Here is a 15,633-nt window from a genome sequence, read left to right as displayed (position 1 = left end):
CCTCTCAGGCCACCGTTCCCGCCGGCCGCGCCAGCGGTGCGGCGTCTTCCTGGCCGCCACCGCCGCCGGCCTGCTCCAGGTCCATGCCGGTGGTTTCGGGCAACAGCGCGGCAGCCACCACCACCATCGCATAGCCGACCCCGGCGACAATCGCGATCGCGGTCGGCAGCGAGGTGTGCCCTGAACTGAGCCATCCCACCGACAACGGAAACAGCGAGCCGATCACGCGGCCGGCGTTGTAGGAGACGCCATATCCGGTCGCGCGGACATCGTTGGGATAGGACTCGGCGATGGTGGCGCCGATGCCGGCGAACACGCCCTGCATCAGCACGCCCAGCGGAAAGCCGAGGAACAGCATGGAGGTGTTGGACACCGGGATCACCATGTAGACCAGCGCGGCGATGAACGCCCCCGCGGCGAAGACGATGTACGTCAGCCGCCGGCCCCAGCGGTCAGTGGCATAGGCGCCCGCCACGTAGCCGGCCAGTGAGCCGATGATGGTGACCGTCAGGTAGGAACTGGTGCCGAATACCGACAGGCCGCGCTCGGTCTTGAGGAAGGTGGGCAGCCACGTGGCAATGGCGTAGTACGCTCCCAGCATGCCGCCGGACAGCAGGCTGCACAGCAGCGTCTTGGCCAGCAGCGGCCCGCGGAACAGCCGGCCCAGCGCGGCCAGCGCCGAGCCGTGGTGGCCGGCGGCACGGCTCTTCAGGAAGATCTCGGGCTCTTCCAGGTTGCGGCGCAGGTAGATCACCACCAGCGCCGGCAGGATGCCGAGGAAGAAGCAGACGCGCCATGCCGTCTCCGCCGGCAGCACGCTGAACGTGATCGCATAAACGATCGCCGCCGCGCCCCAGCCGAAGGAATAGCTGCTCGCGGTAAAGCCCGAGTACTTGCCGCGGTGCGCCGGGTTGCGGATCATCTCGGTCACCAGCACCATGCACAGCGACGACTCGCCGCCGAACCCCAGCCCCTGGATCATGCGGAATACCATCAGTTGCTCCGGCGACTGCGCCAGCCCGCACAGGAAGCACGCGCCCGCGAATACGATGATGGTCCAGCGCAGCACGCGCACGCGGCCATAGCGATCGGCCAGGATGCCGGCCCCGATGGCCCCGACCAGCGATGACACCAGGGTCCAGGTGACGATCGCCCCGGCCGTCGACTTGCTCATGCCCCACTGCCCCAGCAGCGTGGAAATGAGGAAGGAATAAATCATGAAGTCGAACACGTCGACGGCATGCCCCAGGAACGCGCCATAGAATCCCTTGCGCTCCATGCGCGACAAATCACGGAACCAATCGAACATGATCCCCTCCCCAGTGGTGTGTGATGTGTTGTGGTCGGTTGTAGTCAGCTGCGGTGCGCCGCGGGCAAGGCGGGCGGCCGGCAGGCATAGCCTGCTTCCTCCAGCAGGCAGGCAAAACGCAAGGCGGTGAGATCCTGGTAGCGGCCGGCGACGATCTGCACGCCGACCGGCAGACCGCCGGCACCGGTGCCGATCGGCGCCACGGCGGAGGGCAGGCCGCACAGGCCGGAGTGGCCGGCCCAGAACAGCTGCGTGGTCATCGGCTGCGGGCGCCCGTTGACGGTCAGCGTGCGCTGCCACGGCTCGCCGGCCTCGTCGAGCGCAAACGCCGTGGTAGCGGCGGCCGGGCACAGCAGCACGTCGTAGCGGGCGAAGAAGCTGCGCCATGCGGCGGCAAAGCGTTCACGCGCCACCTGCAGGCGCAGCCAGTCGCGGTGGCGCAGCGTCGCGCCGGTGTACTGCAGGGTCGCGTAGTCGTGATCGCCGGCGGTGGCGGTGGCGCTGCGCGCCAGCGCATCGGCGAAGGCGGCGTCATCCATGTGTACCGAGGTGGTGGCGCGCAGCAGCGTCACGTAGACGTGCCATAGCTCGCCGGCGTCGAAGTCCGGCCGTTCGTGCCAGCCGACACGGGCACCCTGCCCGGCCAGCCAGTGGCCCAGCTGCTCGATCTGCGCGGCGACCTCGCCGTCCGCTGGCGCCTGGGCATGGGTGGGCAGCACGGCGATGCGGAAGTCGGCGAGCCGGCGGTGCGGGCATTCCGGCCATTGCAGCCGATAAGGCAGCGCGTCGTCGCCATCCGGGCCCGCGATGACGCGCAATACCGGTTCCAGGTCGCGCGCGCTGCGCGCCAGCGGGCCGGCGACATTGATGTCCTGCTCGCCGAAGCGCGCGGCACCGGTGCCGTGGCCAGCCAGCGGCACCAGCCCGTGGCTGGGCTTGAGCGAGAAAATGCCGCAGTAGTGCGCCGGATTGCGTAGCGAGGAACCAATGTCGGAACCCACGTCGAAGAAAGACAGGCCGGCGCAGACCGCCGCGGCGCTGCCGCCGGACGAGCCGCCCGGCGTGCGCGTCGGATCGTGCGGGTTGCGGGTGGTGCCGTAGATCGCGTTGTAGCTCTGCCAGTCGCGCAGGCCGAGCGGGACATTGGTCTTGCCGAGCAAGATCGCGCCGGCATCGCGCAGGCGCTGCACCACCACCGCGTCGCGCCCCGCCACGTGCCCGCGCAGGGAAGGATTGCCGCAGGTAGTGGGCCAGCCGGCGACATCGAACGACTCCTTGACCGAGAACGGCACGCCGTCGAGCACGCCGCGCGCCTGGCCGGCACGGCGGCGCCGGTCGCTGTCGCGCGCCGCCGCGCGGGCCGCGCCGAAATCCGACCGCACCAGTGCGTTGATGGTGCCGTGCCATTGCTCCTGCGCCGCCTCGCAGGCGTCCACCAGTTGCTGCGACGACACCGTGCCGTCGGCAAGCCGCTGCGCCACTTGCCATAGCGGCGGACATCCGCCAGTGGTCCGGTCGGGCAGGTTCACATCGGCTCCTTGTCGTTATCCGCGCCATTCGGCGCGGTGGGGGCGTATGAGGGGCTCAGGCGTACCGCGATTGCGTTGGTATACTATATTCCGTGTCGCGCGATGTGCAAGGACAATGCGAGCGGCGCACACCGCCTGCGCGGCGCACGGGACTTTGGGATGACAGGGAGGCATGGCCCGCAGGACGCGTGCCAGGGGAGAGGCGGGAGTTGCCAGGGGCTGCGCGGCGAGGCCCGCCGCGCGTCATTCAGTGTGGCTTAGCAGTGGCCGCGGCGCGGCGCGCGGCCGCCCAGTGCAAGGAAGAAGCGGCCGATATCGCGCAGCCGCAGCGGTACCAGCGGCGTGGCATGGCGCACCGCATCGCGCGCGGCGAAGTGGCCCAGCAGCTGCTGGCCGACGGGTTGCGAAAGGTAGTGTTGTTCGGGCGACCGCATGGCAAATCTCGTAACCTTGAATGACTACAGTATACACTCAATTGGTGCAGTGCGTCATATCAGGGCATGCCATGCCCCGCCCGTGGGCACCCCGGCATCGGGATCAGGGATAGTGTCGCGCGCCAGGACCACGACGGGACCGCCCGGGCCGCCGAAGGGTTCAGGCCGCCTGCGCCGCGCTGCCCTGCCCGTCCACCGGCAGGTCAGCGGCCCTGGCGGCGCTGTAGACATGGCGCGCGGCCAGCAATGCCGCAAGATCGGCGTCGCCGGCGATCACGGCCTGCAGGATCTGCGCGTGCTCGTCCCAGTTCTGGCGCGCGCGCACGACGTTGGCCGGGCCGAACAGCACCGCGGTGCGCTCGCGCAGCGACCGCATCATTTCCTGCAGCACGCTATTGGCGGCGATGGTGCCGAGGACCTCATGGAAGCGCGTATTGAGCGCCAGCAGTTCATCCGCGCGGCCTTGCGCCGCGGCCTCCATGCCCTGCCGCAACACGGTTTCGAGCTCCGCCACAAGGGCCGGGTCGCGACGCTGCGCGGCGAGCTTGGCGTTGAGGCCCTCCAGCGTGGCGCGCACTTCGACCATCTCGCGCGCGATCACCGGCGACAGGCTGGCCACGGTCGCGCCGCGGCGCGGCTCGATCACCACCAGCCCTTCGCTGGCGAGCGCGCGCAGCGCCTCGCGCACCGGGATGCGCGATACGCCGAGTTCCGCGGAGAGCTTGTTCTCCACCAGCCGTTCGCCCGGCGCGTATTTGCCGTTCAGGATGCCTTCGCGCAGCTTGTCGGTGACAAGGGCGAACAGCGGCGAGTGGCTGGCACCGAGGCTCAGCGGCTCGGCGGGCGCGGCAGGAGACGAAGTGAGGGACATGGGTCGGCAAAGGCGTAAGCGGAGAGGCTGGCGTCATTGTATACCAGCCATTTCTGCATGCCGTCATGTCCTAACAAAGGTGCTGGAACGTGAAGCTGTCGGCGTAGAGGTGGTCCGGACTGGCCCCATGCGCGATAAAGGCCGCACGCGCGTCACGAATCATGTCGGGCGAGCCGCACAGGTAGATGGCGTATTCGCTCAGGTCGCCCAGGTCAGCCAGCGCCGCGTCGTGCACATAGCCTCGCCTGCCCTGCCAGTCCGCACCGGCACGCGACAGTACCGGCGCGTAGCGGAAGTCGTAGAGCCGTTCGCCCCAGGCCGGGATCTCGTCGTGCAGGTACAGGTCCTGCGCCTGCCGCATGCCCCAGTACAACGACACCGGCGGGCAGTCGGGATCGTCCATCAGCGATTCCAGGATCGCCTTGATCGGCGCCAGGCCGGTGCCGGTGGCCACCATCAGCAGCGGCCGGTAGTCGCTAGCGCGGTAGAAGAAGCTGCCCAGCGGCAGTTCGACCTCGATCGCATCGCCGGCGCGCATGCGCGGCAGGATGCCATCGGTAAAGGCGCCGCCCGGAATGCGCCGCACATGCAGGTCGATGCGCCCGTCGCGCGGCACCGAAGCCATCGAGAAGCTGCGCGCGAGCCCGTCCCCGCTCAACAGCTTCAAGTACTGGCCGGGCCGGTAATCCAGCGCCCCCGCCTCGGGCAGCTCCAGCTCGACGTGCATGACGTCGGCCGACAGCGGGCGCAGCGCCCGCACCAGCGCGCGATGCCGCGCCGGTTCGGCGCAGGCCTCGTCATCGCGCGCCGTGCTGATGATCAGGTCGGCCTGCGGCCGCGCCTGGCACGCCAGCGCGAAACCCGCCGCGGCCTCGTCAGGGGACAGGCCGAACGGTTCCTCGTCGTAGCGCACCTGTCCGTCGAGCAGCCGGATGCGGCAGGTGCCGCAGCCGCCCAGCTGGCAGTCGTGGCGCAAGGCAACGCCCGCGCGCTGCGCCGCCTGCAGCAGCGTCTCGCCGCGCTCGACAAAGAAGACCTGCTCGGTTTCGGCGACCTGGATGCGGTACGACATGGAACCTCCCGGCAAGCGTGCTTACTTCTTGATGTCGGCCTGCACCAGCACCCGCAGGTCCTGCGGCGCCAGCAGTTCGGCCAGCGCCTGCAGCGCGGCCAGGCTGGCCTGCGTGTCCTGCTCGCCGTTGCCGCCGGACAGGCCGATGCCGCCGATCACTTCGTCGTCGACCACGATCGGGAAGCCGCCGACAAAGGCGGCGAACTTGCCCTCGAAGCTCCACTGGATGCCGAAGGCCTCGTTGCCGGGCAGCGCCGGCCCGTTCGGCGGCGTGGTGAACAGGTGCGTCGAGCGCTTGTGGCCCGCGGCGGTGAACGCCTTGTTCCACGCGATCTGCGGACCGGTGATGCGGGCGCCGTCCATGCGCTCGAGCGCGAGCGGGTAGCCCCCCTCGTCGACCACGCAGATCGACTCCAGCACGCCGATTTCCTCCGAACGCCGGATCGCGGCGGCAACCATGTGGCGCGCTTCGCGCAGTTCCAGCTTGATGGCTTTCTTCATGACGATGACTCCTTGCTGCGGGACGGGCTCAGGCGCCCCGGTAGACGGTCTTGACCTGCGTATAGAACTCCAGCCCGGTGCGGCCCGATTCGCGGAAGGTCGACGTGCTCGACCGCTTCAGCCCGCCGAACGGCGCGTTGACGAGGTTGCCGGTGGTGGTGCGGTTGATCTTGACCGTGCCGGCCTCGATGTCGCTGGCGAAGTGGTGGATGTAGCGCGGGTTGCTGGTGACGATGGCCGCGGCCAGGCCGTACTCGGTATCGTTGGCCTTGTCGATGGCGTCGGCGTAGTCGGTGAAGCCGAGGATGGCGATCACCGGCCCGAAGATCTCCTCGCGCGCAATCCGCATCTGCGGGGTCACGTCGGTGAATACCGTCGGCGCAACGTAGTAGCCCTTGTCGAAATCACCGCCGGTCAGGCGCGCGCCACCGCACAGCAGCGTCGCCTCGGACTTGCCGATGTCGATGTAGCGCAGCACGGTTTCCAGCTGCTTTTGCGAGGCCAGCGGCCCCAGGTCCATGCCCGGCGTCATGCCGCTGCCGATTTTGAGGGTTGCCACCTTCGCCAGCAGGCGTTCGGTATAGGCGGCCTGCACCGATGCGGCCACCAGCACGCGGCTGGTGCCGGTGCACGCCTGCCCCGACAGCGAGAAGCCGCCCTTGACGGTGAGGTCGACCGCGCGGTCCAGGTCGGCATCCTCCATCACGATCAGCGGATTCTTGCCGCCCAGTTCCATCTGCGTGCGCGTGGTCAGCGGCACCGCACGATGGATCTGCTCGCCTGCGCGAGAAGAGCCGGTGAACGAGATCGCGCGCACCGCCGGCGCCTCGGTGATGGCGGCGCCGATCTCCCCGGCGCTGCCGGTGATGAAGTTGAGCACGCCCTTGGGCAGCCCCGCCCGCACCAGCGCCTCGGCCAGCCGGTAGCCCGACAGCGGCGCCTCGGACGACGGCTTGAACACCACCGTGTTGCCGGTGACCAGCGCCGGCGCGATCTTGCGCGCGGGAATCGACAGCGGGAAATTCCACGGCGCGATCACCGTCACCACGCCGAGCGGCTCGCGCTGGCTGTAGACGAGCTGGTCGGGATCGTCGTTGGGATACACCTCGCCGGTGAAGGTCTGTCCTTCCACGGCATAGAAGCGCAGCGTCTGGGCCGAGCGCAGCACCTCGTCGCGCGCCAGCGCCAGCGCCTTGCCTTCCTCGCGGGTCAGCTCGGCCGCGATGCTGTCGGCGTTGGCTTCGAGGTGGTCCGCGGCGCGGGTGAGCATGGCGGCGCGCTTGCCGACCGGCGTCTTCTTCCAGCCGGCAAAGGCCGCCGCCGCGGCCGCCACGGCCGCCTGCGCGTCCGCCGCTGACGAGGCCTGGAAGCGGCCCACCAGGTCGGCGCTGTCGGCCGGGTTGACGTTGTCGAAGGTCCGGCCCGACTGGCAGGCCGTCCATTCGCCGTCGATATGGTTGAGGAACACGGTCATCGTCGATCCCGTTGCGTGGCGCCGCTCAGGCGGCCATGTCCAGTTCGGGCAGCGGCAGCTCCTGTTCGACGTAGTCGTGGTAGAGCGCGGTCGTGTACAGCAGGCGCATCTGCGCGCCGATCTCGCAGATCTTCAGGCAGCGCTGCTGCAGCTCCGGCGTATTGGCGTGCTCGAGCACGATCTGGTAGCCGCGCTCGCCGTGGATCTCGTCCGAGACGATATGCAGGTCGAAGAACTCGACCTCTTCGTCGGTGAACTGGTACTTGTCGCGCAGCGTCGGCGTCTGCTTGCGGTAGATCGACGGCACCTGCGATTCCAGCCCCACCACCAGGCCGGCCACGGCCACGATCGGGTCCTCGCGCATCGCCACCGCGTAGCACCAGCTCTGCAGGCCGCGCGTGGTGGGCGACATATTGTCCGGGTCGATCACGCGCTCGCGCGTGGTGCCGCAGGCTTCGGCAAAGCGGATCAGCAGGTCGGTGTGGCGATCGCCGCCGATCTCTTCCTCGTACATATTGGCCAGCAGGAAGTCCTTGGCCTCGGTATAGCGGTCAGGCGTGCGCGCATAGATGTAGCCGAGGTAATCCGCGAACGGTCCGACGTAGTGGTAGTGGTTCTCGGCCCAGCGCGCGAGGTGGGCGCGGGTCAGCTTGCCGCTGGCCCAGGCCACGCTGAACGGCGCCTGGTTGGCGCTCTTGCCTTGGATCGCTTGTTCGAGGGCGGCACGGAATGCTTCGCGGTTCATCAGTTCGGCCATGACGGGACTCCTGGTTGTCGGTGTGGGCGATGCGCTGTGGGGAATACCGGAAAACTCGCCTCGGGGTGGCCTCCGGCACGGTTGTATACTATATACAGTCAGCCAGCGACGACAAGGTCTCTGTTGACTCATCCACGTCAGTGTTTACCCGAGAGAATTGAAGCGACGAGAATCAGCCCGCGCTGCGCTTGCCCCGCCCGCGATACGCGACCACGCGTAGCCCGCGAGCGCAACGTCTTCCAGCCCGACGCCGACCGACTTGTAGATCACGATGTCGTCATCGCGCTGCCGCGGCGACACCTTGCCGAGCACCACGTCGGCCAGTTCGACGATCTTTTCCGGCGGCAGCGCGCCGGGACCGGCCAGCACGATATCGCCAGCCTCGCGGGTCGATTGCGCCCGCCACTCCACCACCACGGCGGCGGCGCGGCGCAGCGCGTGGTCGTCCAGCTCGCGCGTGTGGGGCAGGCTGGAGCCGATCGCGGCGACGAACGCGCCTGGTCGGATGGCCGCACCGGAGAACAGCGGCGTGGTCGCGCGCGAGGCGGTGACGATGATGTCGGCCTCGGCCACCGCGGCATCGGGCTCGGCCAGCGCCACCGGAATGCCGCACTGCGCCGACAGCCGTTGCGGCATGCCGGCGTCGGCGTGTGGATCGGACACCAGGATGCGCCCAAGCCCGAGCGCGGCGCTGAGCTGGCGCGCGTGCTGCGTGCCCTGCGTGCCGGCACCGAACAGGGCCAGCGTGCGCGCGCCGGCGCGGGCCAGCCGCTGCGCCGCCAGCGTGGTGCAGGCGGCGGTGCGCAGCCGCGTGATGGCGCCGGCGTCGAACGAAGCCAGCGGGCGGCCGTCGTCGGTGGAGAAGATCAGGATGACGAAGGAAAACTGGCCGTTGATGGTGGTGTAGACCTTGGCCCCGGCCACGCCCTGCTGCGGGATCACCGCGCCCAGTGTCGACAGCTTGACGCCGCCGGCCTCGGTGCGAATGCGCGCCTGCATCGCGGCATCGCCCCGCCCGAAGCTGGAAAACGCGGACGCCATGACCGCGAGGGCCGCGTCCGGGGTGACATGGGCATCGATCATGGCGTCAGTGATGTGCTGCATGGAAACTCCGGTGGTTGGGGGATAGGAGAGGTCAGCCATTCCGCTCGAAGGGGCGCCGCCTCAGGCGAGCGCGGCGCGGCCCAGCACGCCCAGCGCCCCGGCCGCGCACAGGCCCAGCAGCAAGCGGCGCACGGCGTGGGCGGAAACGCGCCCGCGCAGCCGGTTCGACAGCGCGAAGCCGGCCAGCAGGAACGGCGCGAGCGCCAGCGCCAGCAACAATTGCGGCATGCCGAAGCGCCCGGCCAGGCTCAGCATGGCCAGCGACAGCACGGCGCCGCCCGACAGGATGCAGCCCATGGTCGCGCGCATAGGCGCCGGCGCCATGTGTTGCATGACCAGCGCGAACGGCGGCGCGCCGGCCGAGGTGATGGTCCCCATGAAGCCGGACAGCGTGCCGGCGATCACCACGTTGCGCGGGCCGGGCAACAGGCGCCAGCCGAGCAGGCTCAGCGCCACCGCGGCCAGGATCGACAGCGAGAACAGCATCGACAGCGGCCCAGGCGCCAGCCAGGCGATGGTCAGCACCGCCACCGCGCCGCCGACTGCCCGCCCCACCAGGGCAAAGCCGGCCACGGGCCAGACGATGGCTTCGCGCTCGCGCAGCGCGCCCATCAACGACAGGCAGCAACCCATCGCCAGCAGCGGCCCCGGCACCAGTTCCGGGAAAAAGATCGCGCCGAGCGGCGCGCACAGCATGGCAAAGCCGATCCCGCCCACGCCCTGCAGGCAGGCACCGGTCAGCACGAGCACCCCCATCGACAGGTAGTCCGGAGCGGAAAGGCCGGGAGGCAGCAGCGTCAGCAAGGCGGCGGAAATGGCGTTGGTCATGGAGGCGCGAAAAGCATGGCGGCGGAACGGCGGGAAACATCCCCGGACAATGTCCGTGCGCCTGTCCATCTTGCACGCATCGCGGCCGTCCATCGAGATCTAACGGTATACAGTCTACATATCGATATCGGCATCGGCAACTTGCCAGGAAAGGCGATGCACCATCATATGCCACGCGGCAGCCGGCAATCCCAATAAATGTGCGGCTTCCCGCCTGACTGCACCGATCCGGCATCCGCATTAATCCTTATGAAAAATCGCTTGGCGCCAGATAACACTGGAATATAGTATACCGACACGGACCTAAGCAGTCCGACGGAACCGCCTCCAAACCTCTCCGCCCCCAGGGAGTCCTTCATGTCACAACAAGTCGTGATCGGTGCCGCGCACTGGATCTATCTGTCAGGGGTAGCAGTCATCGTGCTGACGATGATCCTGCGCGCCAATGTCGTGGTCCCGTCGATCGTCGGCACCGCTCTGGTCGTGTTTGCGCTGACCGGCAGCCCGGTGTCGGCGCTGGCCGGGGTGTTCTCGGCCAGCCTGGTTGCCGCGCGCGAGCTGTTCAACATCTTCCTGGTGATCGCCTTCATGACGGCGCTGCTCAACGCGCTCAAGACGCTGCGCTCGGATATCCGCATGGTCGAGCCCTTCCGCGTGGTGATGAAGAACGGGCATTCGGCTTTCTTTATCCTGGCCGGCATCACCTACGTGATCTCGCTGTTCTTCTGGCCGACGCCGGCGGTGCCGCTGGTATCTGCGATCCTGCTGCCGGCCGCGATCGCGGCCGGGCTGCCGCCGCTGGCGGGCGCGATGGCGATTGCCATCGCCGGACAAGGCATGGCGCTGTCGTCGGACTATGTGATCGGCGTCGCGCCCGGCATCAGCGCCAAGGCCGCCGGCGCGGCGGTCAGCGCCGCGGTGGTGGCCGACCGCGCGCTGGCGCTGTCGCTGATCACCGGCGGCATTGCGCTGTGCCTGGCCTACCTGTCGATGCGCAAGCACATCGTGCCGGCCTGCGGCACGCTGCTCGACCGCTGGCAGGCACGCGCGGGCGGCAGCGCCGAAGCCATCGATGGCGGCATCACCTTCGACAAGGCCGAGATCGCCAGGGGCACCGCCCACGCCGAACCGCTCGCCACCGACAGCAATATCGAAGCCAGCCTGTCGATGGTCGCACTGCGGCGGGTGAAGTGGTCCAAGTGCTTCGCCATCGTGACGCCGCTGGCCTTCCTCGCCGTGGTCGCCGTGATGGTGCTGCCCAAACTGGGTACCGGCGTGCAGGATCTGAAGGGCGGTGATGCCGCCGCGCTGGTGGGCGGGGTCGCCGCGGTGCTGATGATGCTGGCGACGCTGGCCGCGGAAGGCCCGCGCCGGATGCTGGACGTTTGCCCGGAGCACATCACCGACGGCTTCGTCTTCGCCTTCAAGGCGATGGGATCGGTGCTGCCGATCGCGGGCTTCTTCTTCGTCGGCGCCGGCGAGACCGCGGCGCACATCCTGGGCCTGCCGCCGGGCAAGGCGCCCAGCCTGCTGTTCGAACTGATCCAGGCCTACCAGCACCTGATCCCGGACAACCACATGCTGGTCGCCTTCGGCGTGCTGCTGGTCGGCATGATCACCGGCATCGACGGCTCCGGCTTCGCCGGCCTGCCGCTGACCGGCACGCTGGCCGGCGCACTGGGTCCGGTGGTCGGCTTCGACCCCGCCACGCTGGCGGCGGTCGGCCAGATGGGCGCGGTCTGGACCGGCGGCGGCACGCTGGTGGCATGGTCGTCGCTGATCGCGGTGGCCGGCTTTGCCCGCGTGCCGGTGCTCGAAGCGGTGCGCGCGCTGCTGATCCCGGTGCTGATCGGGCTGGGCTGCTCCACCGTGGCCGCGATGGTGTTGTGGTCGTAGGCGGACGCAGCACCGCGACGATTTTCCCTGACCTGTTTTCGTGATCCCTGCCCACACCAACGATGCCAAAAGTCATCCTGCACAAGTTCGGCCAGACCTTTACCGACGAGGTCGGCCCCGGCACCAACCTGGTGGTCCGCGCCGGCATCCGGCAGTTCCCCTACCCCAACCTGCGCTATGAATGCGGCATGGGCAAATGCGCGAAGTGCGCGTGCCGCGTGATCGCCGGCGCCGAGCACCTGCCGCCGCCCAACTGGAAGGAAAAGAAGCAGCTTGGAGAACGGCTCGAACAGGGCTACCGGCTGGCCTGCCAGCTGTGGCTCCAACATGACATCGAACTGGCCCAGGACGATGTGCCGGCCGCTGCCGCGCTGGCCGGGGCAAGCGCGGGGGCCTGACATGTTCGTGCTGCTGACCAGCCGCCCCGGCCAGTTCCGTACCGAGCCCACCGACGGCATGACCGCCGTCGAGGCGTACGACTATGTCTTCTACGGCAAGCCCACCGCGCGCTTCGTCATCGCCGAGCTGGCCGCCGATACCAGGGTCCGCATACGGGAGGAAGCGCCGCCCGGCATCGTCAACCTGGTCTCGACCCGTTTCCTCGACAAGTACGCCACGCTCGAAGCCGCGCGCGACGCGCTGCGCCAGCTGGCCAGCTTCGGCAGCATGGACATCGCCCTCGTAGCCGTGCCGGTTGCCGCGGATGGCCGCTCCTGAAGCCTTACGCCTGCCCGCCAGGCATCCATCGCCATGATCCAGATCACCTTCCTCACCAACCACGGCAAGACCGTCAGCGCACCCGCCAACAGCAACCTGCTGCGCGTGTCGCTGCGCGAACAGGGCGGCATCCCGTTCAAATGCGGCGGCGGCCTGTGCGGCACCTGCAAGTGCCGCATCGAGCAAGGCCGCGAGCATACCGATGCGGTCAAGCCCAAGGAAAGGAAACTGCTGACCGAAGCCGAGCTGGCCGATGGCTTCCGGCTGGCATGCCAGACCTTCATGGCCGGCGATATCGCGGTCTCGTGGCAGCCGAAGACACTGGCCGGGGGGACACAAGCGGCCGCCGCCAGCGGCGCATAGGCGGGCGGTGCGGCTAGCGCCGCCTCGCCCCCACCAGCCCCGCGACCTCTTCCAGCATCGCCATGTCCACCGGCTGCGACAGGTCCAGTGCGAGCGTGTGCCGGTAATACGGGCTCAGGTCCAGCCCGACCCCCAGCCCCAGTATTTCCACATCCCGCAGCGCCTCGTGCCGCGCCACCACGGCCTTCAGGTGGTTGTCCAGGAAGCAGGCGTCGTTGGCCTGCCCGGTCGCGGTATCCATCGGGCTGCCGTCGGACACCACCAGCAGGATGCGGCGCGCCTTGCCGCTGGCATGCAGGCGCGCGCAGGCCCATTCGACCGCTTCGCCGTCGACGCCTTCGCGGAACAGGTCGGCCTTCAGCAACGCCATGATGTCGGTGCGCGCGCGCCGCCAGCTGCGCTGCGCGTCCTTGAACACCATGTGGCAGGTTTCATTGAGCCGGCCCGGGTGCCGCGGGCGGCCCCGCGCAAGCCAGTCGCTGCGCGCGCGGCCACCGTTCCACGCGTTGGTGGTAAAGCCGAGCACCTCGGTGGCGACGCCGGCCTGATCGAGCGCGCGGGTGAGCATGTCGATCAGCAGGGTCAGCGGCTCGGCCTGCGCCTTCATCGAACCGGAACAGTCAACCAGGAAGCCGACCACGCAATCGGCATGGGCCTGGTGCGCTTCCTGGCGGAACAGCCGGCGCTCGGCGGGCGAACTGACCAGCTGCGCCAGGCGGCGGCCGTCGATGCGGCCGCTTTCTTCGCCGAAGGACCAGCCGTCCACGCGCGGCTGCGACAGCGCGGCGCGCAGCCGGCGCGACAGCCGGGCGATGTTCACGCCCGCGCGCGCGATGCGTGCGTCCAGCCGCGTGCGGTATTCGTCCAGCAAGGCCCGGCGCACCAGCGTGGCGGCGCGCACTTCGCGGTCGTAGCGGGTGGTGTAGACGCAGTAGCCGTCGGTGGCGTCGGCAAGCACGCGGCTGTGGCCGCTGTCGGCCACGGCGAAGTTCTCGGCGGGCGGTTCGTCGAAGTCGAGCCACAGCGCAAACCCGGCGCGCGCGGCGGAGACGGCATGATCGTCGTCTTCGCCGGCCCCGGGCGCTTCGGTGCGGATCATCTGCGCCACCGCGTGCGCCAGCGCCAGCGCGTGCGTTGCAAACGCGGCCTGGTCATGGCGTTGCGCGCGCAGCCCTGCCAGCTGGCTGCCCAGCATCGGCACGATGGCGGCGCGCGTGGCCTCGATCAGGTCTTCAGTTTCTTCGAGCACGGGCTCGCCCGTCAGCCGCGACCACGCCACCTGCGCCACGGTATAGAGCAGGATGCCCAGATGCCCGTCCGTCAGCCCGGAACGATGGAAGGCGCACGACCACGCCAGGAAGCGATGGCGCAGGTTGGCCTCGACGCCGGCCATGCCGCGCGGCAGGCGGGTCTCGCAGCGCAGCTGCTCGAGCAGCTCGAACACCAGGCGCTCGACCGCATCGGCCGGGCACAGCCGCCGATGCAGCGCGGCGTCGGAATGCGCGTGGCGCAGCGCGGCGCCATCGGCGGCACCGCGCAGGCACGCGGCGGTGTCGGTATCAGGGTCGGTGCGCAGGTGCGGCGCATGCTGCGGCACCGGGCGCAGCGCGCGCCACAGCTGGCCGTCGCGGAAATGCAGCGCCGCATCGCCGGTGAGCGCGCGCACCGCCGCGCCGGACAGCTCATCCTGCCGCTGGCGCCGGCGCAGCTGCCGGGCGAGCGCCGCCGCATTCATCGCGCGGGCTCCGCCGCCGCGCTGACGCCGGCGGCCTCCCCCGGCAGGTGGCCGAAGCAACGCTGGTAGTACTCGGCCACCACCGGGCGTTCGGCCTCGTCGCACTTGTTCAGGAAGGTCAGCCGGAACGCGAGCGCGGGGTCGCGGAAGATCTGGCAGTTCTCGGCCCAGCTGATTACGGTGCGCGGCGACATCAGCGCCGACACGTCGCCCGCGGCAAAGCCGCGCCGGGTCAGCCCGGCCAGCGCCACCATGGCGTCGACCAGCGCGCGCCCGTCGGCGTCATCCAGCTCGGGCACGCGCGCCAGCACGATGCCGGCCTCTTCGTCGTGCGGCAGGTAGTCCAGCGTCGCCACCACGTTCCAGCGGTCGATCTGCGCGTGGTTGAGCAGCTGCGTGCCGTGATAGAGCCCGTTGACGTTGCCGAGCCCCACGGTGTTGGAGGTGGCAAAGAGACGGAACGACGGATGGGGGCGGATCACGCGGTTCTGGTCCAGCAGCGTGAACTTCCCGTCGCGCTCCAGGATGCGCTGGATCACGAACATCACGTCGGGCCGGCCCGCGTCATATTCGTCAAAGATCAGCGCCACCGGACGCTGCAGCGCCCACGGCACGATGCCTTCCTGGAACTCGGTGACCTGGCGGCCGTCGCGCACCACGATGGCGTCCTTGCCGACCAGGTCGAGCCGGCTGATGTGGCCATCCAGGTTGACGCGCACGCAGGGCCAGTTCAGCCGCGCGGCCACCTGCTCGATATGGGTCGACTTGCCGCTGCCGTGCAGGCCCTGCACCATCACGCGCCGGTCGCGCATGAAGCCCGACAGGATCGCCAGCGTCACCTCGGGCTGGAAGCGGTAGGCCGGATCGATCTCCGGCACGTGGTCGTCGCGCTGGCTGAAAGCCGGCACCATCAGGCCGGAATCGATGCCGAACACGCTGCGCACCGGAATCATCCGGTCCGGCTTGCCAAACTGCTCTTGCGTCACTTCATGCTCCTCGTTGCTTGCCCCGATGCCATCGGCACGGCGGCGAGCGGAGCGGTT

16 protein-coding genes are annotated in these 15,633 nt (G+C 69.3%); 4 read left to right on the top strand and 12 right to left on the bottom strand.

All coding sequences use genetic code 11. The features are described 5' to 3' along the window. Positions 1-4 precede the first annotated feature (4 nt). The 10 genes from A3AG_RS0127530 to A3AG_RS0127485 form a co-directional block, all read right to left on the bottom strand. Positions 5-1,309, bottom strand: coding sequence for an MFS transporter (locus A3AG_RS0127530; protein ID WP_018008506.1), 1,305 nt, complete (start codon positions 1,307-1,309; stop codon positions 5-7). A gap of 44 nt (positions 1,310-1,353) precedes the next feature. Beyond that, complete coding sequence (locus A3AG_RS0127525; protein WP_018008505.1) at positions 1,354-2,838, bottom strand: amidase; 1,485 nt, start codon at positions 2,836-2,838, stop codon at positions 1,354-1,356. Between the two features lie 257 nt (positions 2,839-3,095). Then, a complete protein-coding gene (locus tag A3AG_RS34270) occupies positions 3,096-3,272 on the bottom strand; it encodes a hypothetical protein (RefSeq protein ID WP_018008504.1) in 177 nt (58 codons plus the stop codon). A 160-nt stretch (positions 3,273-3,432) separates the two neighbouring features. Next, positions 3,433-4,143 (bottom strand): GntR family transcriptional regulator, encoded by a 711-nt coding sequence (locus A3AG_RS0127515; RefSeq protein ID WP_018008503.1) that lies wholly within the window; start codon positions 4,141-4,143, stop codon positions 3,433-3,435. Between the two features lie 70 nt (positions 4,144-4,213). Next, complete coding sequence (locus A3AG_RS0127510; protein ID WP_018008502.1) at positions 4,214-5,215, bottom strand: 2Fe-2S iron-sulfur cluster-binding protein; 1,002 nt, start codon at positions 5,213-5,215, stop codon at positions 4,214-4,216. A gap of 21 nt (positions 5,216-5,236) precedes the next feature. Further along, the gene (locus A3AG_RS0127505; RefSeq protein ID WP_018008501.1) at positions 5,237-5,716 is read right to left on the bottom strand and encodes a GlcG/HbpS family heme-binding protein; all 480 of its coding nucleotides are present in this window, start codon (positions 5,714-5,716) and stop codon (positions 5,237-5,239) included. A 28-nt stretch (positions 5,717-5,744) separates the two neighbouring features. After that, the gene (locus A3AG_RS0127500; protein WP_018008500.1) at positions 5,745-7,190 is read right to left on the bottom strand and encodes an aldehyde dehydrogenase family protein; all 1,446 of its coding nucleotides are present in this window, start codon (positions 7,188-7,190) and stop codon (positions 5,745-5,747) included. A 25-nt stretch (positions 7,191-7,215) separates the two neighbouring features. Beyond that, the gene (locus A3AG_RS0127495; RefSeq protein ID WP_018008499.1) at positions 7,216-7,947 is read right to left on the bottom strand and encodes an iron-containing redox enzyme family protein; all 732 of its coding nucleotides are present in this window, start codon (positions 7,945-7,947) and stop codon (positions 7,216-7,218) included. Between the two features lie 144 nt (positions 7,948-8,091). Then, entirely contained in the window at positions 8,092-9,051 is a 960-nt protein-coding gene (locus A3AG_RS0127490; protein ID WP_018008498.1) for an ornithine cyclodeaminase family protein, read from the bottom strand. Positions 9,052-9,111: 60 nt separating this feature from the next. Continuing rightward, a complete protein-coding gene (locus tag A3AG_RS0127485; protein WP_035849821.1) occupies positions 9,112-9,807 on the bottom strand; it encodes a sulfite exporter TauE/SafE family protein in 696 nt (231 codons plus the stop codon). Between the two features lie 429 nt (positions 9,808-10,236). Here A3AG_RS0127485 and A3AG_RS0127480 point away from each other — a divergent pair, with 429 nt between their 5' ends. From A3AG_RS0127480 to A3AG_RS0127465, 4 genes are all read left to right on the top strand, one after another. Then, positions 10,237-11,775 (top strand): hypothetical protein, encoded by a 1,539-nt coding sequence (locus tag A3AG_RS0127480; RefSeq protein ID WP_018008496.1) that lies wholly within the window; start codon positions 10,237-10,239, stop codon positions 11,773-11,775. Between the two features lie 62 nt (positions 11,776-11,837). Continuing rightward, complete coding sequence (locus tag A3AG_RS0127475) at positions 11,838-12,173, top strand: 2Fe-2S iron-sulfur cluster-binding protein (RefSeq protein WP_018008495.1); 336 nt, start codon at positions 11,838-11,840, stop codon at positions 12,171-12,173. A 1-nt stretch (position 12,174) separates the two neighbouring features. Then, positions 12,175-12,492, top strand: a complete 318-nt coding sequence (locus tag A3AG_RS0127470) for a hypothetical protein (RefSeq protein WP_018008494.1) — start codon at positions 12,175-12,177, stop codon at positions 12,490-12,492. A 33-nt stretch (positions 12,493-12,525) separates the two neighbouring features. After that, positions 12,526-12,855, top strand: coding sequence for a 2Fe-2S iron-sulfur cluster-binding protein (locus tag A3AG_RS0127465; protein ID WP_018008493.1), 330 nt, complete (start codon positions 12,526-12,528; stop codon positions 12,853-12,855). 13 nt (positions 12,856-12,868) lie between these two features. Here A3AG_RS0127465 and A3AG_RS0127460 read toward each other — a convergent pair whose 3' ends face one another. Together A3AG_RS0127460 and A3AG_RS0127455 are read right to left on the bottom strand one after the other, a co-directional pair. After that, on the bottom strand, positions 12,869-14,590 hold the full coding sequence (locus tag A3AG_RS0127460; protein WP_018008492.1) for a cobaltochelatase CobT-related protein: 1,722 nt from the start codon (positions 14,588-14,590) through the stop codon (positions 12,869-12,871). Continuing rightward, positions 14,587-15,603 (bottom strand): AAA family ATPase, encoded by a 1,017-nt coding sequence (locus A3AG_RS0127455; RefSeq protein ID WP_026164516.1) that lies wholly within the window; start codon positions 15,601-15,603, stop codon positions 14,587-14,589. The genes A3AG_RS0127460 and A3AG_RS0127455 overlap by 4 nt, the downstream gene beginning before the upstream one ends. Between the last annotated feature and the right edge of the window lie 30 nt (positions 15,604-15,633).

It is taken from the genome of Cupriavidus neocaledonicus (assembly GCF_000372525.1).
GTDB classification, from domain to species: domain Bacteria; phylum Pseudomonadota; class Gammaproteobacteria; order Burkholderiales; family Burkholderiaceae; genus Cupriavidus; species Cupriavidus neocaledonicus.
Note: the sequence above shows the minus strand (reverse complement) of the source record. Positions and strands in the feature narration are given on the sequence as shown.